The sequence below is a fragment of the Rhizobium sp. M10 genome, assembly GCF_002531955.1.
GTDB classification, from domain to species: domain Bacteria; phylum Pseudomonadota; class Alphaproteobacteria; order Rhizobiales; family Rhizobiaceae; genus Rhizobium; species Rhizobium etli_C.
Map to the genome: position 1 here is coordinate 1 of NZ_NWTA01000011.1, position 20,194 is coordinate 20,194.

Genomic DNA, 20,194 nt, shown 5'->3' on the forward strand with positions numbered 1-20,194 from the left:
GGGTGACCTCAGCCTTGCCGTCGCCGATCTCGATCTTCGAGGCGAAGGTCGCCTGGGCCGAACCCAGCAGCGCCGCCAGCATCTGGCCGGTCTGGTTGGAATCGTCGTCGATCGCCTGCTTGCCCGTGATGATCAGCCCCGGCTGTTCGGCATCGGCGACCGCTTTGAGGATCTTGGCGACAGCGAGCGGCTCGACTTGATCGTCGGTCTCGATGAGGATCGCCCGGTCGGCACCCATGGCCAGCGCCGTGCGCAGCGTCTCCTCGGCCTTGGCCGGGCCGATCGACACCACCACCACTTCTTCGGCCTTGCCGGCTTCCTTCAGCCGCAGCGCCTCTTCCACCGAGATCTCGTCGAACGGGTTCATCGACATCTTCACATTGGCAAGCTCGACACCCGAACCATCCGGCTTCACACGGATCTTCACGTTGTAGTCGACAACCCGTTTGACGGGCACGAGAATCTTCATTTGCAATCCCCTTTGTTATTCCGAATGTTGGGCCCTTACAGCGCCGGCGTCTTGCCAGACAAGCTAAGGACACCGCGAGACCTATGCCTTGCGCTAGTGCGGCCGATCAGAAAGCAATGCCCAGAAGGCAAAGAGCGGTGTGTCGACCGACCTCATGGCGTGTTTGATCCCTGGGATATTATAGAACGATCCGCCGATGCCAGGCGAAAACCAGTTCCCCTCCCCCTGCTTGAACTCCCCCTCGGAAAGCACGAGATAGACCTCCTCCGGCGCATGATCATGATCCGGATAGCGCACATGCGGCGCCATCAACGTCACTCCGAGCCACAGGTCGCTCCGCTCCTCCAATCCGCCGGGGCCGATGATCATCGCATTGGCATGCCCATCGGCAAAATTGTCGCTGGCGGAGTGGTCATACTTGGTGCGCCGACGCCATTCAAGCATTGGCTCGATGCCTTTGAACACCTCGACCAATCGCCCCAGCGAAGGATCATAGGAGGTATCAATCGCGAGTGCCACATCAAGGTGAGCGCAGACCGGCAACCGGCTCCCGTCCCCCGCCCGTCTGGCCCCCGGCTGCTCCAGCCTTGCGAGAAACTGCCGGATCGAGCGCCGGGCTTCCGGGGCCGTCGCAAACCTCTGGAAAGCCTGAGACGCTGCGTCCAGGAAAAGCTGCAGGCTCTCCCCGCGTAAACTCATGCCATCCCCTCCCTAGAACAGGACGATTTTAGCCCGGCCAGCCAGTGGCCTCTCCTGCAATCATATATCTTTCGCGAGACGCAGGCCGTCATAGACCGCGGCATGCGTGTTGCGCGCAGCGACAGCGTCGCCGATCCGGAACAGCTGGAATTTGCCCTCGGGATTGCGAACGACCGACTGCGGTTCGCCGGCCAGAAGCTGGTCGTGCGACATCTCGCCGAAGTTGCTCGAATTGGGCTTCAGTTCGAAATAGAGCTCATCGAGCGGAATGGTCCCGTGATTGACGATGATCTGATCGTAGCTGCTCTGCTTGGCAATCCCGCCGTAATCGCTGCCGACATGGGCGACGAGTTGATTGCCGCTCTTCTCGACCGCCTCCAGGCGATAGGTGACGGTGAAGGTCACGTCATGCTTCTGAAGGGAGCGCATATAGGGCACGAGGTTCATCGCCATAACCTCCGGTGCGAAGGACCGGTCGGGCGTCATGATCTCGACCTTGGCGCCCGCCTTGGCGAGAAATTCCGCCGCCTGAAGGCCGGCATGGTCGCCGGCATCGTCGAAAATCAGGACGTTGGTGCCGGGCTTCACGTCGCCGGAGATGATGTCCCATGAGGAGACCACCAACTCATTGCCTCTCGAAAGAACTTCGGTATGCGGCAGGCCGCCGGTCGCGATAATGACGACATCAGGGTTTTCGGCTTCGATCGTGTCGGCTTCCGCCCAGGTGTTGAAGTGGAAGGTCACGTCGTATTTCTCGCACTGGCTCATGCGCCAGTCGATGATGCTGATCATCTCCCTGCGGCGTTCGCTCTGCGCCGTGAGGCGGATCTGGCCGCCGGGATTGTTCGCCGCCTCGAAAACGACCACCTTGTGGCCGCGCTCCCCGGCGACCCGCGCCGCCTCAAGACCGGCCGGACCGGCGCCGACGATAACGACCTTTTTCTTCACATCGGCCTTGGCCAGGATATGCGGCATGGTCAGCTCGCGGCCGGTGGCGGCATTGTGGATGCAGTAGGCGGCTCCGCCCTGGTAGATGCGGTCGAGACAGTAATTGGCGCCGACGCAGGGCCGAATTTCCTCTTCCCGCTTTTCGATGATCTTGCGAACGATGTGCGGGTCGGTCATGTGGGCGCGGGTCATGCCGACCATGTCGACCTTGCCGGCCGCGATCGCATGGCGGGCCGTGGCGACATCCGGGATTTTCGCCGCATGAAAGGTCGGAAAATCGGTCGCGGCGCGAATTTCGCCGGCGAAATCGAGGTGCGGGGAATTCGCCATTCCCTGGATCGGGATCACGTCTGTCAGACCGGCGTCGGTATCGATGTGGCCACGGATCACGTTCAGGTAATCGATGAGGCCGCTTTCCTTCAGTCGCTTGGAGATTTCGATGCCTTCGGCCTTGCCCGTGCCGCCGGGAAGACATTCGTCGGCAGTATAGCGTAGGCCGAGAATGAAATCGTCGCCCACCCTTTTCCGGATCGCCTTGAATACGTCGAAACAGAAGCGCAGACGGTTGTCGAGCGAACCGCCATAGGGGCCATCGAGCTCATTGGTGAGCGGAGACACGAACTGGTCGATCAGGTGGCCGTAGGCCTCGAGTTCGACACCGTCCATGCCGCCCGCCTTCATGCGCTCGGCCGCATCGGCGAAATCCTTGATGATACGCTCGATGTCCCAGTCTTCCATCTTCTTCGGGAAGGCGCGATGGGAGGCCTCGCGATGATGCGACGGCGCCACGACCGGCAGCCAGTCGCCCTTGTCCCAGCGCGTGCGCCGGCCGAGATGGGTGAGCTGGATCATGATCGCCGCCCCCTCCTCGTGCACCGCATCGGTCATCTCCCTGATCCAGGGCACGATCTCGTCCTTATAGGCGAGCAGGTTGTTGAAGACCGGCGGACTGTCCTTGGAGACGGCCGCCGAACCCGCCGTCATCGTCAAGGCCACGCCGCCCTTTGCCCGCTCCACCGTATAGGCGCGATACTTTTCCTTCGGCATACCGTCTTCCGGATAGGCCGGCTCGTGAGACGTCACGATGATACGGTTGCGCAGCTTCAGATGCTTGAGCTGGTAAGGCTGAAGGAGTGGATCATTCGACATGGGCCGTGGTTCCGATTAAAAACGACAGGGGAACGCTAAGCGCAATGTACATATGTGTCAACGCAGAAAACACATGGGTCGTTATTTTCGACACATATGTACATTTTTCTTGTGCGCCGCCTCGTAATTTGATAGGAGATAATTCATGGATCAGGCTTTGAATGACACTGGCTGGCGCGGATCGCAGGAGGGATGGCTGGAAGCAGCTTACCACTCCCTGCTCGAATCGGGCGTCGACTCGGTGAAAATTCTGCCGCTGGCGAAGAAGCTCAATCTGTCGCGGACGAGCTTCTACTGGTTCTTCAAGGATCGGGAGGAATTGTTGAGCGCGTTGGTGGCGCGGTGGCGCGACAAAAACACCGGCAACATCATCAAGCAGTCCGAGGCTTATGCGGAATCGCTGGCCGAGGCGATGCTCAACGTCTTCGATTGCTGGCTCAACACCGATCTCTTCGACGCGAAATTCGAGTTCGCCATCCGCAGCTGGGCGCTGCAGTCGGACGAGCTCTTGGCCGAGGTTCAGCAGGCCGACCAGATCCGGCTCGAGGCGCTGAAGCGCATGTTTATGCGGTTCGGGTTACCAGAAACGACATCAGATGTCAGAGCGCGAACAACATACCTCGTGCAGATCGGGTACATCTCCATGCAGTCGAGGGAGGATATCGCCGTCCGCATGAAACGGATTCCGGAGTATATTGCGATCTACACGGGCGAAGTGCCGCAGCAGAGAGAGCTTGACCGCTTCTTCTCTCGGCACGGCTATAGGCCCAGTTAGAGGAAGGCCGGAGATGAGCGTTTCCTTGAGGATCGGCATAATCGGTGGCGGCGGCTGGCTTGGCGGGGCACTCGCCGGCTCGATCATTGATGCCGGCCTGGTCGATTCTCGAAATCTTTGCCTCTCCTATCGCGGCGAGCAGCCGCGCCGCTTCCCGAACTCCTCCTGGACTTCGGATAATCAGGCGCTTGCCGACCGCTCCGACGTGATCATTCTCTCCGTTCGCCCCGGTGACTGGCATGGCCTGAAGGTCGATGCCGGCGGCAAACTGGTGGTCTCAGTCATGGCGGGCATCCGACTGGACGCCCTCTCAGAGCGCCATAACACCGGTCGCGTCGTCCGCGCGCTGCCGAACGCCGCCGCCGAAGTGGCCAGATCCTATACGCCCTGGATCGGCGCGAGCGGTGTCACCGCAGATGACCGGGCCCTTGTCGGCGCCATTTTCGAGGCTTGCGGGTCACAGGACGAAGTCGCAAGCGAAAGCGACATCGACTACCTCACGGGTCTTTCCGGATCCGGTCCGGCATTTCCGGCACTGCTCGCTGCTGCCATGATGAGCGACGCTGTCGCCCATGGCCTTTCGGCGGAGATTGCGCGGCGCGCCGTCAATACGGTGCTGGTCGGCGCCGGCCACCTTCTGGAACGTCGCGACGAATCTCCTGACGATACCGTTGCGGCCTTTCTCGACTATCGCGGCACCACCGCGGCAGCCATCGAAGGCATGCGCGACGCCGGGTTCGACGCTGCGGTGGCAGATGGACTATCGGCAGCATTCAAGAAATCGGTGAGTATGGGAGACGCTTCCTGACGACCGTTGAGGGTGGGTACTGCGGCACCCCACCTGGCTAGATCAGCCGCTAAATAGAGGGAACGAGAATGAAGAAACTACTTGCATCGACATGTTTGACGCTCGGCCTGCTCGGCGGCGCGTCTTTTGTCAGCGCTGCCGAATGCGGCAGCGTCACCATCGCCAGCATGAACTGGCAGAGCGCCGAAGTTCTCTCCAACCTGGACAAGTTCATCCTGAACGAAGGTTATGGCTGCAGCGCCGACATCACCGTCGGCGACACCGTCCCGACGATCACCTCCATGGCAGAAAAGGGCCAGCCAGATATCGCTCCTGAAGCCTGGATCGATCTGCTGCCGGATGTCGTCAAGAAGGGCACGGAAGAAGGCCGCATCGTGCAGGTCGGCTCGCCGCTGCCGGACGGCGGCGTGCAGGGCTGGTGGATTCCGAAATATGTCGCCGACGCCCATCCCGACGTCAAGACCATCGGCGACGTGCTGAAGCATCCGGAACTCTTCCCTGATCCGGAGGACCCGAAGAAGGGCGCCATCGTCAACGGCCCGCAGGGCTGGGGCGGCACGGTCGTCACCTCGCAGCTCTACAAGGCGTTCGGAGCCGAGAAGGCGGGCTTCACGCTCGTCGACACCGGTTCTGCTGCCGGCCTCGACGGTTCGATCGCCAAGGCCTACGAACGCAAGGAAGGCTGGGTCGGTTACTACTGGGCGCCGACCGCGCTGCTCGGCAAGTATCAGATGGTCAAGCTCGAAGCCGGTGTGCCGGAGGATGCCGCCGAATGGAAGCGCTGCATCACTGTTGCCGATTGCCCCGATCCGAAGCCGGCGGCCTGGCCCGTCGATCACGTCGTGACCCTCGTCGCAAAGCCCTTTTCTGAAAAGGTCGGCCCCGAGGTCATGGATTATCTGAAGAAGCGCTCCTGGAGCAACGACACGGTCAACAAGCTGATGTCGTGGATGACCGACAACCAGGCGACCGGCGAAGACGGTGCCAAGCACTTCCTGAAAGAAAACAAGGACATCTGGACCAAGTGGGTCTCGCCGGAGGCAGCCGCGAAGATCGAAGCTGCTCTCTAAAACCAAAAATTGCGGTGCGCGAAAAGCGCACCGCTTCTCACGCGCCGACAAAATCAAAAAGACTGCCACGGCTGTTTGACGAAAGGGGAACCGAGATGGAATGGTTTTACAAATTCCCGCACATGAACGATGACGCGCTTCGCAATCTGAAGAAGGCGATCGATGACGGCTTTCGCGGATTTACCCGCAGCTATGGCGACGGCATCGAAAGCCTGTTCGTGCCGCTGCAGCATTTCCTCATCGCCGCCGAGCGCTTCATGACGCAGACGCCGTGGCCGATCATCACCGCGATCATCCTGGCCATCGCCTGGTTTGCCAGCCGCAGCCTGAAGATTGTCGCCGGCTGTCTGGTGACGCTGATGCTGATCGGCTATTTCGACATGTGGGACGACACGATGCGGACGGTCTCGATGATCTTCGTCTGCACGGTTCTTTCCATCGCCATCGGCATTCCGATGGGCATCCTGATGGCCCGCTCCGACCGGCTGCAGCGCATCGTCAACCCGATCCTCGACGTCATGCAGACCATGCCGAGCTTCGTCTACCTCATTCCGGTCGTCATGCTGCTCGGCATCGGCAAGGTGCCCGGCCTGATCGCCGTCGTCATCTACGCCATCCCGCCGATGATCCGCCTGACCGATCTCGGCATCCGGCTCGTCGACAAGGACGTGCTCGAAGCTGCCGACGCCTTCGGCACCTCGCGGTCGCAGAAGCTGTTCAAGGTGCAACTGCCGCTGGCGCTGCCGACCATCATGGCCGGCATCAACCAGACGATCATGATGGCACTCGCCATGGTGGTCATCGCCTCGATGATCGGCGTCCAGGGCCTTGGCCAGCCGGTGCTGAAAGCGATCGCCAACCAGTACTTCACGCTGGGCATTTTCAACGGCCTTGCCATCGTCGGCATCGCCATCATCTTCGACCGGGTCAGCCAGGCATATGGCAAAAGGCTCCAGAAGCATCGGGAGACCGTCCATGGCTGAGCAGCATTTCGGCGGCATCAAGATCCGCCACCTCTACAAGATCTTCGGCCCCAACCCCGCCGCCCATGTCGAGGCGGTGCAGAAAGGCCTGACGAAGACCGAGCTCAACCAGAAATACGGCCACGTGCTCGGCCTGCGGGATATCAATATCGAGATCCCCTCCGGCTGCATCCAGGTCGTCATGGGCCTTTCGGGATCGGGCAAATCGACGCTGATCCGCCATATCAACCGGCTGATCGACCCGACCTCCGGCGAAGTGCTGGTCGACGGCGTCGACGTCGTGAAGATGAACGAGACCGAATTGCGGACGTTCCGCCGGCAGCAGACGGCGATGGTGTTCCAGAAGTTTGCGCTTCTGCCGCACCGCAACGTCCTCGACAACACCATCTTTGGCCTCGAAGTGCAGGGCATGGAGCGGGCCAAAGCCATCGACATCGCCATGCGCTGGCTGGAGCGGGTCGGGCTCAAAGGCTTCGAGCAGCGCTATCCCAACCAGCTTTCCGGCGGCATGCAGCAGCGTGTCGGCCTGGCGCGGGCGCTGGCCAACGATGCGCCGGTGCTTCTGATGGACGAGGCCTATTCGGCCCTCGACCCGCTGATCCGTACCGATATGCAGACGGTGCTTCTCGACATCCAAAAGGAAATCAAGAAGACCATCGTCTTCATCACCCACGATCTCGACGAGGCGCTGCGCCTCGGCGACCAGATCGCCATCCTGCGCGACGGCGAAGTCATCCAGCAGGGCACCAGCCAGGACATCGTGCTGCGCCCGGCCGACGAATACATCGCCAACTTCGTCAAGGAAGTGAACCGGGGACGGGTCGTCCATGTCGAAGCCGTCATGACGCCGCTGCATTCCGCCGCACCCGGCGGATTGACGATCGTCTCGGGCACAACGGTCGAAGAAGCCGTCCGCATGCTGGCCGCCACGCCGGACGACGATGCCAGGGTGGTGTCGCCATCGGGGGAAACCCTGGGGCTCGTCACCTTCCGCCAGCTCGCCGGCGCAATGGTGAACTCGCAGGAGGTTGCTGCCCGACGCGACAATACCCTTTCGGTCGCGCTCTGACGCTCCGCGCGGCCTCTTTCGGTTTGGACGGCGACACCGAGTTTCGGTGCCTCGCCGTGCCACTCAACCGGCAAGCCGGTTGTCTGAGCGATCACGATGTCGAAACTTTTCCGCATGTTCGTCCGTTACCTTTGAGCGTTTCTTCGAGGAAGGCGACAGCCTGGTGCTCGCCACCACCAACGGCGCGGCCGATTGGCTGGGCCAGGAATTGCGCTCGCAGGGTATCGATGCCATGGAGATCGGCGACTGCGCCGCACCGCGCGGCACCCTATGCCTTCTACGAGGGCCGGCGAGTCGCATTGGAGCTCTGATGCGCAGCGGCGAAGACGGGAGAGCGGAGCGCCGACCTATACATTTTGCGCAGGACCAGTCCAGACTGCGTCGCGAAAAGCCGATCGACCGACAATATCGACGCGCGACAATTGCTCCATGGCAGCGGAACACTAAAGTAACCGTGATCGGGGCCATGATGGTCTACGGTCTGAAAGCCAAACCCCTCCATCGATCACCCCAAATGATGGGAGGGGCTGCATCCATACGCACCCCATCCCGTGCGTATGCCAACTGCCTGTCAGCCTGCCGAAGGCTATCTCGAGCGGTCCACTTTAGAACCTTCGGCAGGCGACTTTCGCATGGCGCATTAAAGCACGCCGCCCATGCAAGCTGGCTAATCGTTTCATCATCGGATAACCATCAAAAGCAGCAGCGCCAAGGGTTGCCAAGTGCTGCCGGCTCTGTCAGTTCCTGCCGACCGGCCAGGAAAGTCCGACCCCATGGGCATTATCGACAAAACATTCGAAATCTTCGCTTTTCCGGCGTCTGCCAGGTTCGCTCTCGACTCGAATTCGCCTGGCCGGACAGCTTTCGACGCCCGCATCCGGTTGAAGCCTGGCCGCTGCGCCGCGACGTGCTGCGCTGAGCCCTCATTTTCGCTAATATGCGCCCAGGCCTCGCACATCGTTTCATCCAACAGGCCCTGACCAGGCGCGGAGGAGAAGGATAATGCCAGCGACTGCGGCCAGAAAGAGGGACGTACATCATGTCGATCTCCATGCGAGCGATGCCTCGTGCCGTGTTCGGTCAGAAGAAATAACGGGAACAGCATGACGGAAAACAGCGCAAAGCCATTCTCCTTCCGATTCCATGGTTCGTCCTTCGACAACATGGTGGAAACGCTCGGCGGTGCATTCGGCGCGTTTGATGCCGAGCCTGTCGGCCGCGCCAAAGACTTCCATTGGGGATTGGATTTTTCGGTGGCGGACAGCGCGGTCCTGCTGACCGGCTATCATGAGGCCGAGTTCCAGTTCAACATCGAGCCGACCGTCAGCACGGCGGAGTATCTGTCGCTCGTCGTCCCGCGTCGCGGCGGCATGGGAGTGACCTATGGCGCGCGCAAGGCCGAGGCCGGGCAAGGGAAATTGCTGCTCTACAACAATTTCGAACCCGATAGTGTTCTCATGCATGGGCAGGGGAACGTCATCGACGAACTGCTGATCAACTGGCCCGTTATCCTCCAGACAATCGGCCAGACGTTCGAAATGCCGTTCAGTGGATCGCTCGACCTGCTGCCGGAACTGGATCTGTCGACGCCGGTTGGCCGGACGATCGGCAATCTCACCGAAACGATCATATCAGGAATGCGCGATGACGGCCCCTTGCTGCAGTCGCCGATCGCCATGGCGCACATGACGCAGGCGCTGGCCGATCTGGTCGTGCGCATGGTGCCGCACCGGCTGTCGCATTTCCTCGACAAGGGGCCGGCCCTGATTGCTCCGAGGCATGTGCGCAGAGCGATCGAGTTCATGCAGGCCAACATCGATCAGCCGATCACCATGCCGAAGGTTGCCGAAGCGGCCGGCGTCTCGAGCAGGGCGCTCGAAACCGGTTTCCGCGCCTTCAAGGGAACGTCTCCCGCCGCCTACCTGCTGATGCTTCGCCTGCGCGCGGCGCGCCAGGATCTGCTCGATCCCGAAAGCAAGGAGACGATGAAGGCCGTCTGCCTCAAATGGGGCTTCTTTCATTTCGGCCGCTTTTCCGCGGTTTATAAAACGACCTATGGGGAATACCCCTCCGACACGAGGAAGCGCGTGAACCGTCGATAAGCCGGCCTGCATCGTCGTCGTCGCAAAATCACTGCACAGTTTTGCCCGACTGCTTCAGGACTTGGCCAATCTGTAAAACGCTCGCATCGTCCTCGGATCCCGCTTGACGATCTCAAGCGTATCGCCTCGCTCGGCCAGCGCGTTGAGTTCCCGCAGCACCAGCGCATGCGCGATCCCCAGACTGCGTGCGAAAGCGCGACTGTCAGATGCTATGTCGAGCTCCGCGGCGACGAGCAGGCCGGCCTGTATCGACGTCAGCCCGGCATCCCTGTCTTGCGCCGCAGCGACAAGGGCGAGAAATCGGCCGGCGTCGGATGCCTCTTCACTCACGCGGTATGTCGCCGGCGGAAGGAAACCATGATCGATTTCGAGGTCGGCGTATCGCTTTCCTCGCCGGCGCTGCCAAGCGGCACGAGCACGTTCAGCTCGGGATAGTAGCCGGCGATGCTGCCCCGCGGAATGTCATAGGGCACGAAGCGGAAATCCAGTGCGACGCGCTCGATGCCGTCATCATGCTCGCCGACCACATCGACGCGGTCGCCGGCCTCGGCATTGATCGCCTTCAGATCTTCAGGGTGAATGAAGATGACCTGCCGCTCTCCGTAGACGCCGCGGTATCGGTCGTCGAGGCCGTAGACCGTGGTATTGTATTGGTCGTGCGAGCGGAACGTCTGCAGGGCGAAACGTCCCTCGCCTTTTCGCGCGCGCTGATGCACCGTCTGTTCGGGAAGCCCCTGGCAGGCGAATGACGCTTTGCCGCTGGGCGTCTGCCACTCCCGTTGGGCGGCGGCGTTGCGCAGGTGGAAACCGCGCGGCTTGCGCAGGCGCGCATTGTAGTGTTCGAAACCGGGAATGGTCGCCTCGATATGATCGCGGATGCGATCGTAGTCCTCGGCAAGTTCCGCCCAGCCGACTACGGAAGAGCCGACCGTCGCTTGCGCAATGCCAGCGATGATGGCGACTTCCGAGAGGAGATGCGGTGAGGCCGGACGATTGATGCCGGCGGAACCATGCACCATGCTCATCGAATCCTCGACGCTGACGAGCTGGGAATTGCCGGCCGCGTTGAGGTCCATCTCGGTCCGTCCGAGGCACGGCAGGATAAAGGCCGTCTCGCCAGGCATCAGATGCGAATGGTTCGGCTTGGTTGCGATATGCACCGTCAGTTTCAGCCGCCGAAGCGCTTTCTCGACGAGTGCGCTGTCGGGCGTGGCGCGGGCGAAGTTACCGCCAAGCCCGATGAAAGCCTCGGCCGAGCCGTCGAGCATCGCCGCGATCGCGCCGAGCACATTGTGGCCGTGCTGGCGCGGGACGGTGAAGCGGAAGTGCGTCCCCAGCGCATCGAGAAAATCGTCCGACGGCTGTTCGTTGATGCCGACGGTTCGGTCGCCCTGCACGTTGGAATGGCCGCGCACCGGGCAGAGGCCGGCGCCGGGCCGGCCGATATTGCCGCGCAGGAACATGAAATTGGCAATCTCTCGGATCGTCGCCACCGAATGCAGATGCTGCGTCACGCCCATCGCCCAAGTGCAGATGACCCGTTCGGCAGCGATATAGACATCGGCGGCCCGTTCGATCTCCTCTCGGCGCAATCCCGATTGGTCTTCGATGTCGGCCCAGCTCGTCGCCTCCACCGCTGCCCGGTATTCGGCAAAACCCGCGCAGTGTTCGGCAAGAAATGCATGGTCGAGGACCGACGGCAGACCGGCGGCGACGGCGGCGTCTTCCGCAGCCAGCACGGCCTTGGCCATCCCGCGAACCGCGGCCATGTCGCCGCCGAGATGCGGCTGGAGATAGTGGCTGGCGATATCGGTGGACGCGCCACGCAGCATTTCGATCTTGTCCTGCGGATCGGAGAAGCGCTCGAGACCACGCTCGCGAATGGGGTTGAGGACAACAATGCGCGCGCCGCGAAGTGCCGCCCGGCGCAGATCGCCAAGCATCCTCGGATGGTTGGTGCCCGGGTTCTGCCCAATCACGAAGATCGCGTCGGCCTCTTCGAAATCCTCCAGCAGAACGGTGCCCTTGCCGACCCCGACTGCCTGGCGCATGGCGATACCGCTCGCCTCATGACACATATTGGAGCAATCGGGAAAATTGTTGGTGCCGTAGACGCGCACGAACAGCTGATAGAGGAAGGCGGCCTCGTTGCTGGCCCGGCCGGACGTATAGAATTCCGCCCGATCCGGGTCACCGAGGCCCTTGAGGATACCGCCGATCTCGGCAAAGGCGTCCTTCCACGCCACCGGCAGGTAACGGTCGCTGCTGGCGTCATAGCGCATCGGATGGGTGAGGCGGCCGCTGAGCTCAAGCTCGTAATCCGACAACCGGCGAAGCTGCGATACCGTCTTCTCCGCGAAGAAAGCCGGCGTTGCCCGCTTCTCCGTCGCTTCCCAGGCGACGGCCTTCACGCCGTTCTCGCAGAATTCGAACGACGATCCGTGTTCCGGATCGCCCCAGGCGCAGCCGGGGCAGTCGAAGCCATCCGGCTGGTTCGCCTTCAGCATCGTTCGCGCTCCGGAGATCGGCATCCCGCTTTGAAGCAACTGCTTCCCGCAGCTCTTCAAAGCGCCCCAGCCGCCGGCTGCCGCCGATTTCTTCCCGATAAATTTTGTGTCCATGCGCCCCTGTATTGTCGAAGCGCGGCAAACATCAAGGCCGTCCGCGCGATGGCTTGATAGAAAAATCCTATCGAACGCACGGATTGGCGCGGCGAAGCGGCGCGCTTTAGCCGGTTTCCTTTAGCGCGTGCCCATTCTCGCGCGAATGTGCCAGGATGCGATTGCGGCCTTGGGTCTTGGCCTCATAAAGCGCGGCGTCGGCCTCGGCCAGCAGCCGGTTCGGGCTGGCCCGCAGCGTTGCCCCTGTCGCGCAGGATATGCCGATGCTGGCTGTGACCCGCCCGAATTCGCTGCCGGAATGAAGGATATTCTCCTTGGTCAGGCGGCGGGCGAATTGCTCGGCGACGATCATTGCCCCCTTGGCGCTGGTATCGGGAAGAAACACTACAAATTCCTCGCCGCCGTAGCGCGCGACGATATCCGCCGGCCGGCTGACGGACTGGCGCAGACACTTGCTGACGACGCGCAGGCATTGGTCGCCGGCGGGATGCCCATAGGTATCGTTATAGGCCTTGAAGCGGTCGATATCGACCATCAGCAGGCTGAAGGGCGTGTTCTTTCTGGCGCTGCCGGCGGTCTCACGCGCGAAGCTTTCATCGAAGGCGCGGCGATTGACGATGCCGGTCAGCCCGTCGGTCTCGGCCAGATTCCTCAATTGCTCGGCCGACAGCCTGAGCGCGATTTCCGCCTGCTTCGTCGCCGTGATGTCCGAGACGACAGCCATCGCCGTGCCGTCTTCGGCAAGTCTCGTACGGATGCTGCGCCAGTCGCCGTTGTGAAGCTGCACCTCTTCGTCCTTGTTGCTGTGCAGCGTCGCGCTGGCGAGCTTGATCCACTCTTCCGGATCACCCTCCACCACGCCTGGCCGCTCGCCGGTTTCGACGACGCGGCGCAGGATGTCGCTGATATGCGCGCCGACCACCCGGGCATCACCAGACAACGGAAAGGCGCTGCGGTACTGATCGTTGCAAAAGACAAGAAAACCCTTGCTGTCGTACATGGCGATACCATCGGACATGCCGGCCATCGCATGCGACAAGAGGTTCTTGCTTTCGCGCAATTCCCGCTCCAGCGCCGTGCGCTCGGTCACATCGCGTGTCACGCCTGCAAGGCCGATCACTCGGCCCTGCCTGTCCCGGAGCGGCACCTTGGAGGCAAGCAGGAATCTGCCTTCGATATATTCGGTGGAATCGATCAGCGGCACTCCGGTGTCTATGACCTGCTGCTCGAGATAGTAGAGTTGCTCGGCGAGCGGTCGCGACATCAGATTGAAATCCGACAATCCGGTCATCTCCGCCGTCGTCCTGAAGCGGAAAAGCCGGGTCATGTTTTCATTGACCGTTATGAACCGGCTGTTTCGGTCCTTCACATAGAGATAGTCGGGCGACTGCGAAAATGCCGTCACCAAAATGCTTCGTTCGAGTTCCCATTGCTGTGTCTTCAGCAGAACGAAACCGCCGAGAACGGTTGCCAGGCAATTCAACGCGGTCAGGGGAAAACCGACGCCGGCGAGCACATGAGCATTCACTAGAGTGGGAAGGATGGCCATGGATAGGACCAATGCGACGCCAAGGGCGAGGCTCAGCAGCGCAACGTCCACGAGCACCGGAGATCTCTTGCGGGTCCAGAAATGACCGGCCACGCCGATGCCGGCGGCAACAGCCATCGTGATGATCCCGTCGACCATCGCCGTGCCGCCGACGGCAAATCGAAAGGCCATCGCCAGCGATGCGGCAAAAGCCGCCGCGATCGGCCCGCCGAACATGCCGGCCAATGCAAGCGGCGAAAAACGCAGATCGATATAGATGCCCGGATGAAACTCAACGGCCAGCAATATCGATCCGATGGAGGCGCCGCCGGCGACGATCCCGAATGCGATTTTTTCCTGGTTGAAGAAACGGCGCTGAAACTGGATCGAAAAAAGCGCCCACAGCGAAATCGCCAGGCACACGAAAGAAAGGTTGCCACCGAATTGCGTCCAATTGCCGTTCACCGCGCTGGATCCACCTTCCAAACCCACATAACAAACCTATTCATACGACGAGACTGGTTTGAGCTTCGTTAAATCGGAGCGCCGGATGCCTCATTTGCTGCCGATGCAGCTGGATATGCAAGCCCAGGACGCAAATAGTGCGCTATTCGGATAGGCTGGCGCGATAAGGATCAGCCGCTGGTTAAGCGGCGGCGAAGCGGCTGGCTTTGGGCGTTCCTGCTGAAGCCCGCGCCACACCGCTTTGCCTGCCACCACCGACACCGCATCGGCAGCGCGAGACGCCCGTCATGCCCCTACTTGCAGATCGCCGCGGCCAGAAAGCCGCGCATCGCCTCGCCGAAAGGCGGCCGCATCATGTATTCGGCTTCCACCATCCTGCTCTGGTGATAGACGGCGCGTGGATGCGAGAAGGCGAGGAAGCCGAACTTGCCGTGATAGGCGCCCATGCCAGAATGGCCAACGCCGCCGAAGGGCAGGCCTTCCGCCGTTACGTGGCTCATGCAGTCGTTGACGGTCACGCCGCCGGAGGTCGTGTTGTCGAGCACACGGCGCTCCTCTTCGGGGTCCCGGCTGAAATAGTAGAGCGCAAGCGGGCGCGGCTTGGCATTGATGCGGTCGATGACGTCGGCGATATCCCGATAGGCGATGACCGGCAGCACCGGCCCGAAAATCTCCTCCTGCAGCACGCGCATGTCTTCCGTGGGATCGAGGATCAGGGTCGGCGGCATACGGTGGGCCGATTGCTGGGAAAAATTCTCGGCCGCCGGGTTGATCTCGACGACACGGGCGCCCCTGGCCCTGGCATCGTCGATCAACCCCTGGACGCGGGCGTGATGGCGGGCATTGACGATCGAGGTATAATCAGGATTTTCCTTCAATCCCGAATACATCGCGCCGACCGCGGCCACTGCATGTTCGGCGAAGGCCGCCACGCTTTCCTCAGGCACATAGGCGTAGTCCGGCGCCAGGCAGATCTGGCCGGCATTCAGTGTCTTGACGGTCATGACCCGGCGCGCCGCATCTGCAAGGTCGGCCGAACGGCCGACGACGACGGGCGACTTGCCGCCGAGCTCGAGCGTCAACGGCGTCAGGTTGTCCGCCGCCGCACGCATGACGTGATGGGCGATCGCCGTGCCGCCGGTAAAGATCAGGTGGTCGAAAGCAAGCGATGTAAACGCCGTGCCCGTGGCCGGCCCGCCCTGAATGACGGCGATTTCCGTTTCGTCGAAGGCGCCGGCGATAAGTTGCGCCATCAAGGCTGCCGATGCCGGAGTAACCTCCGACGGCTTGATCATGGCGCGGTTGCCGGCGGCGAGAATCCCGGCCAGCGGGGCAAGGGCGAGCTGATAGGGAAAATTCCACGGGCTGAGGATCCCGATCACCCCTTTCGGCTGGTAGACCACCTCGGCGACCGCATCCGGGAACAAGGCCTCGTGCTGCTCGGGCTTCAGCCATTCGGCCACATGGGCCTTGGCGTATTTCAACGAACCGACGCAGGTGAAAACGTCGAGAAGCTGGCTCGCCTCGACGCTGCGGCTGCCGAAATCCTCCGACAGGGCGGCGGCAATTGCGTCCTTATGATCGACGAGAAGGGCGATGACGCGGTCGATGCGATCGATGCGGGTCGCTATGCTCGGCGGCCCTTCCTTGAGGAAGGACGCCCTTTGCCGGGCAAGCAGCGCCTTCATGGCGTCGGGGCTGGTATCGGTCGAGATTGGGCTGACGGTGTTCATTCTTTCCTCCCTTGAACGATGTCAGGCGGCCGGCTGACGCACGACCGGTTTCAGCACGATGCCCTTTTCCGCATCCTCCACCGCCTGGTTGATGTCGGCGAAATCATAGAAGGTGACGAGCCTGTCGAAGGGGAAGCGGCCCTGTCTGTGGAGGTCGATCAAGAGCGGGATCAGCACGTCGGGATTGGAATCGCCCTCGACGATGCCGCGGACCCGGCGTCCGCCGGACAGGATGTGGGTAAGATCGAGCGTCAGCGTCGCACCGTGCGGCGAAGCCCCGACGATGCCGCAGGTGCCGCGCGGGGCCAACACTTGTACGCATTGGTCGATGACGGCGGGCACGCCCGAGGCATCGATCGAATAATCGACGCCGGCGCCGGTCAGCGCCATGATCGCGGCGACCGCATCGCCGGCCTTGCCGTCGACAATGTCGGTCGCGCCGAGCTCGGCCGCAAGCGCCAGCCGCGCCGCATTGACGTCGACCGCGATGATCCTGGAAGCGCCGACGATCCGCGCCGCCATGACGGCGGCAAGGCCGACCGAGCCCATGCCGAAAACCGCAAGCACTTTTCCCGGCTCGACCTTCAGCGCATTCATGACCGCGCCGGCGCCGGTCTGGATGCCGCAGGCGAGCGGCCCGAGCAGCGCCAGATCGGCGTCCTCAGGCACTTTCACGATATTGCGCTCATGGCAGAGCGCATGGCTCGCAAAGGAGGACTGTCCGAATATATTGCCATGAATCCGCTCTCCCTCGCAGGAGAGCCCGCTCGAACCGTCGGCGCGTGCGCCGAAGAAATTGCGCGGGAAGAATTCATGGCAATAGGTCTCCTCATGTTCATTGCAGCTCGGGCAATGGCCGCAGGAATTGAAGGTCATGACCACGTGATCGCCGGGCTTCACCTTGGCGACACCCGGACCGACACGCTCGACGATGCCCGCACCTTCGTGGCCGAGCACCACCGGCTGCGGCACCGGCAGGTGCTGGTCGCGCATGACGATGTCGGTGTGGCAGACCCCTGTCGCCATCACGCGAACCAGGATCTCTCCTTCTCTCGGCTCTTCCAGATCGAGCCTTTCCAGCGAAAACGGCATATGCGGCGCACGCGCCACCGCGGCATGGATTTTCATCGCTTTCCTCCTCCCGATAATCCTCGCGACAGTCAGCGCGCGCGTTTGTAGGCGCCGAGCCCGGGCTGATAGGTCTTGTCGTCGAGGAACTGCTTCAGCCCTTCATCGCGCCCCTTGGTCTTGTCGAGAAACAGCATCTGCTCCAGCTTGGCGTAGATGTAGTCGTCAGCAAGCTCCCATGGCAGATTGCGCACGCGCTTGTAGGTGTCCTTGGCGGCCTTCAGCGTCACCGGGTTCTTTTCGAGCAGGCTGGCGCAGATCTTGCGCACGCGGGTTTCAAGTTCCGCCAGCGGCACGGCCTCGTTGACGAGGCCCATTTCGGCGGCCTTGCGCCCACCGAACAATTCGCCGGTCATGATGTAATAGAGGGCATCGCGATGGCGCATCACCTCGGCGACGGCGCGTGTGACGTTGCCACCCGGCAGAATGCCCCAGTTGATCTCGGAGAGGCCGAAATTCGCCTCCTCGGCGGCAATGGCGAGGTCGCAGGAAACGAGCGGCGTGAAGGCGCCGCCAAAGCACCAGCCGTTGACCATGGCGATCGTCGGCTTTTCGAAATACATCAGCCGGCCCCACCAGCCGCCGGATTGGCGGCGTGCCTTCAGCGTGGCGTCGCGCGGCTTGTCGTCGTTGTCGCGGAAATATTCCTTCAGATCCATGCCCGCCGACCAGGACTCGCCGGCGCCGCGCAGCACGAGGACGCCGCAGCGCTCGTCGCCTTCGAGTTCGTCGAGTACCTCGAGCATCCTGGCATTGAGTGCCGGATTCATCGCATTGCGCTTTTCAGGTCTGTTGAGGGTCACGAAAGCGATGCCGCTGTCGAATTCGACCAGAACCGGCGATGTCTTTTCAGTCATGGGTCACTCCATTGGTTTCGGCATGATGCCGGGCTCGGCGTCACAAGGCCTGTCGTTGAAGGGCTTCGGAATGGAACTGGCGCAGCAGATGTTTCTGCACCTTGCCGGAGGCGGTGCGGGGGATGGCGTCGACGAAAAGGATGCGCGCCGGGCGTTTGAAGGCGGCGAGCCTTGCCGCGCAATGGCCGGCAACGCCCTCGCTCGTTGCCGCAGCCCCCGGCCGCAGCACGACATAGGCAATGCCGCATTCGCCCCACCTGTCGTCGGGAACGCCGACGACCGCGGCATCGAGGATATCGGGATGGCTTGCGAGCACCGCCTCGACCTCGGCGGGATAAACATTCTCACCGCCGCTGATATACATGTCCTTCAACCGGTCGACGATGCGATAGAAACCGTTGGCTTCGCGCCGGCCGAGATCGCCGGTGCGATACCAGCCGTCGGCGAAGGCGGCGGCGGTCTCGGCCGGTTTGTTCCAATAGCCCGGCGTCACCGCCGGCCCGCGCAGCCAGAACTCGCCGATTTCGCCGTCCTCCACGTCGCGGCCATCCTCGCCGACGACACGGATGTCGAGCAGCGGCGCCGGAAGACCGACGCTGCCGGGATTTTCCTGCACCGCGCGCCGGTCGATCGGCACATGCAGCACGGTTCCCGCCTCGCTCATGCCATAACCGTTGACCAGCGCGACACCGTCCTCGAGATAGCTTTCGATCAGCGCCCGCGTCAGCGGCGCACCGCCGACGAAGAGCGCATGCAGGCCTGAAAGAGCCGTGGCGCTATAAGCAGGGTCGTTGCGCAGGGCGAGCGCGATCTGCGGCACGGCGAAATAATGGGTGATGGCATGCTGCCGGTCGGCAAGGGCGGCAAGCGTTCGCGCCGGCGTGAAGCGGTCGGAGACGACGAGCGTGCCGCCCAGCATCAATGTCGTGCGCGCCACCGCGATCAGCCCGATCGTGTGGAAGAACGGCAGGTCGCAGAGTGCGACGGAGCCCTGCCCGATCTCTCCGACGAAGGAGAAATTGACGGCGGCGAAGAAGGCGTTGCGGCGGGTGATGATGACGCCCTTCGGCTGTCCCGTCGTGCCCGACGTGTAGAGGAGAACGCAAGGCTGATCCGCATCGCCGGGCACCGGAGAAGCCGGAAGGCTCGCCTCGATCCGTGCCGCAAGACCGGCCGATCCGTCGCCCGTCGATATCACCATCATCTCGGCATCAGCCGCGGCGATGTCCGCTGCCGTTGCCGCAAACTCGTCATCGCGAACCAGGAGAGCCGGAGCGCAATCGGCAAGGATCGGGCGAAGCTCGGCGGCGTTGAGGCGCCAGTTGAGCGGCACGTAAATGGCGCCCGCGCGCTGGCAGGCAAAGGCTAGCACGACGGAATCCATCGCATTGCGCGCCAGCATGGCAACACGTGCGCCATCCCGCCGCGGGCCGAGCACCGCGCTGAGGAACCCGGCGCAGCGGGCGATCCGCAGATCGAGTTCGGCGTAGGTCAGCTGCCGGCCGGTGGCGATTTCGAACAGTGCCCGGCGATCCGGGGCGACACGGGCGCGGTACAGGACCGGATCATCCGTGACCAGCCCGCAATCCGCCGACGAAACCACCCCGGAAAAGGAATGCGCCATTTTCTCCTCCCATGCCCGCCGCTCCTCCAGCAGGCATCAAATTTGTATGTAACACATACTATTATTTTTCTCCGGCAATGCAAGAGGCTGTTCGCGGCAATCCTGTCATTCGATTTCAACCTCGGAATCGGCATAGCCGATATTGACTAACCCGCTGATTTTGATG

16 protein-coding genes and 1 pseudogene are annotated in these 20,194 nt (G+C 62.2%); 7 read left to right on the plus strand and 10 right to left on the minus strand.

The annotated features are described in order from the left end of the window. From CO671_RS18600 to CO671_RS18610, 3 genes are all read right to left on the minus strand, one after another. Window positions 1–469: electron transfer flavoprotein subunit beta/FixA family protein (locus tag CO671_RS18600; RefSeq protein WP_141514474.1), on the minus strand; the 469-nt coding region annotated here is incomplete at its 3' end. A 93-nt stretch (window positions 470–562) separates the two neighbouring features. After that, on the minus strand, window positions 563–1,168 hold the full coding sequence (locus CO671_RS18605; RefSeq protein WP_097607137.1) for a dimethylsulfoniopropionate lyase: 606 nt from the start codon (window positions 1,166–1,168) through the stop codon (window positions 563–565). Between the two features lie 60 nt (window positions 1,169–1,228). Continuing rightward, window positions 1,229–3,265 carry an NADH:flavin oxidoreductase gene (locus CO671_RS18610; RefSeq protein ID WP_097607138.1) on the minus strand — a complete coding sequence of 679 codons (2,037 nt, stop codon included), beginning with the start codon at window positions 3,263–3,265 and terminating at the stop codon, window positions 1,229–1,231. Between the two features lie 145 nt (window positions 3,266–3,410). Between CO671_RS18610 and CO671_RS18615 the strand changes: the two genes are divergently transcribed. The 7 genes and pseudogenes from CO671_RS18615 (at window position 3,411) to CO671_RS18655 (ending at window position 10,072) form a co-directional block, all read left to right on the plus strand. Continuing rightward, window positions 3,411–4,040, plus strand: coding sequence for a TetR/AcrR family transcriptional regulator (locus tag CO671_RS18615; protein WP_010030486.1), 630 nt, complete (start codon window positions 3,411–3,413; stop codon window positions 4,038–4,040). A 13-nt stretch (window positions 4,041–4,053) separates the two neighbouring features. Then, the gene (locus CO671_RS18620; protein ID WP_097607139.1) at window positions 4,054–4,848 is read left to right on the plus strand and encodes a pyrroline-5-carboxylate reductase dimerization domain-containing protein; all 795 of its coding nucleotides are present in this window, start codon (window positions 4,054–4,056) and stop codon (window positions 4,846–4,848) included. 68 nt (window positions 4,849–4,916) lie between these two features. Beyond that, window positions 4,917–5,918, plus strand: coding sequence for an ABC transporter substrate-binding protein (locus CO671_RS18625; protein WP_097607140.1), 1,002 nt, complete (start codon window positions 4,917–4,919; stop codon window positions 5,916–5,918). Between the two features lie 95 nt (window positions 5,919–6,013). Continuing rightward, entirely contained in the window at window positions 6,014–6,901 is an 888-nt protein-coding gene (locus CO671_RS18630; RefSeq protein WP_096764180.1) for a proline/glycine betaine ABC transporter permease, read from the plus strand. Continuing rightward, entirely contained in the window at window positions 6,894–7,970 is a 1,077-nt protein-coding gene (locus CO671_RS18635; protein WP_097607141.1) for a glycine betaine/L-proline ABC transporter ATP-binding protein, read from the plus strand. Before CO671_RS18630 ends, CO671_RS18635 begins: the two co-directional genes overlap by 8 nt. A gap of 127 nt (window positions 7,971–8,097) precedes the next feature. Then, a pseudogene (locus CO671_RS34240) lies at window positions 8,098–8,281 on the plus strand (hypothetical protein); the annotation flags it as partial. 792 nt (window positions 8,282–9,073) lie between these two features. Beyond that, a complete protein-coding gene (locus CO671_RS18655) occupies window positions 9,074–10,072 on the plus strand; it encodes an AraC family transcriptional regulator (RefSeq protein ID WP_097607143.1) in 999 nt (332 codons plus the stop codon). A 54-nt stretch (window positions 10,073–10,126) separates the two neighbouring features. Here CO671_RS18655 and CO671_RS18660 read toward each other — a convergent pair whose 3' ends face one another. The 7 genes from CO671_RS18660 to CO671_RS18690 all read right to left on the minus strand — a co-directional run bounded on the left by CO671_RS18660 (window position 10,127) and on the right by CO671_RS18690 (window position 20,028). Then, entirely contained in the window at window positions 10,127–10,402 is a 276-nt protein-coding gene (locus CO671_RS18660) for a hypothetical protein (protein WP_097607144.1), read from the minus strand. Continuing rightward, complete coding sequence (locus CO671_RS18665) at window positions 10,399–12,693, minus strand: FdhF/YdeP family oxidoreductase (protein ID WP_097607145.1); 2,295 nt, start codon at window positions 12,691–12,693, stop codon at window positions 10,399–10,401. Before CO671_RS18665 ends, CO671_RS18660 begins: the two co-directional genes overlap by 4 nt. A gap of 106 nt (window positions 12,694–12,799) precedes the next feature. Next, window positions 12,800–14,686 carry a diguanylate cyclase gene (locus tag CO671_RS18670; RefSeq protein WP_097607146.1) on the minus strand — a complete coding sequence of 629 codons (1,887 nt, stop codon included), beginning with the start codon at window positions 14,684–14,686 and terminating at the stop codon, window positions 12,800–12,802. 293 nt (window positions 14,687–14,979) lie between these two features. Then, window positions 14,980–16,419: a coniferyl aldehyde dehydrogenase gene (locus CO671_RS18675; RefSeq protein WP_097607147.1), complete on the minus strand. Its 1,440-nt coding sequence runs from the start codon at window positions 16,417–16,419 to the stop codon at window positions 14,980–14,982. Between the two features lie 21 nt (window positions 16,420–16,440). Next, on the minus strand, window positions 16,441–17,547 hold the full coding sequence (locus tag CO671_RS18680; RefSeq protein ID WP_097607148.1) for an NAD(P)-dependent alcohol dehydrogenase: 1,107 nt from the start codon (window positions 17,545–17,547) through the stop codon (window positions 16,441–16,443). A gap of 32 nt (window positions 17,548–17,579) precedes the next feature. After that, a complete protein-coding gene (locus CO671_RS18685; RefSeq protein WP_097607149.1) occupies window positions 17,580–18,404 on the minus strand; it encodes a p-hydroxycinnamoyl CoA hydratase/lyase in 825 nt (274 codons plus the stop codon). Between the two features lie 40 nt (window positions 18,405–18,444). Next, the gene (locus CO671_RS18690) at window positions 18,445–20,028 is read right to left on the minus strand and encodes an AMP-binding protein (RefSeq protein ID WP_097607150.1); all 1,584 of its coding nucleotides are present in this window, start codon (window positions 20,026–20,028) and stop codon (window positions 18,445–18,447) included. Between the last annotated feature and the right edge of the window lie 166 nt (window positions 20,029–20,194).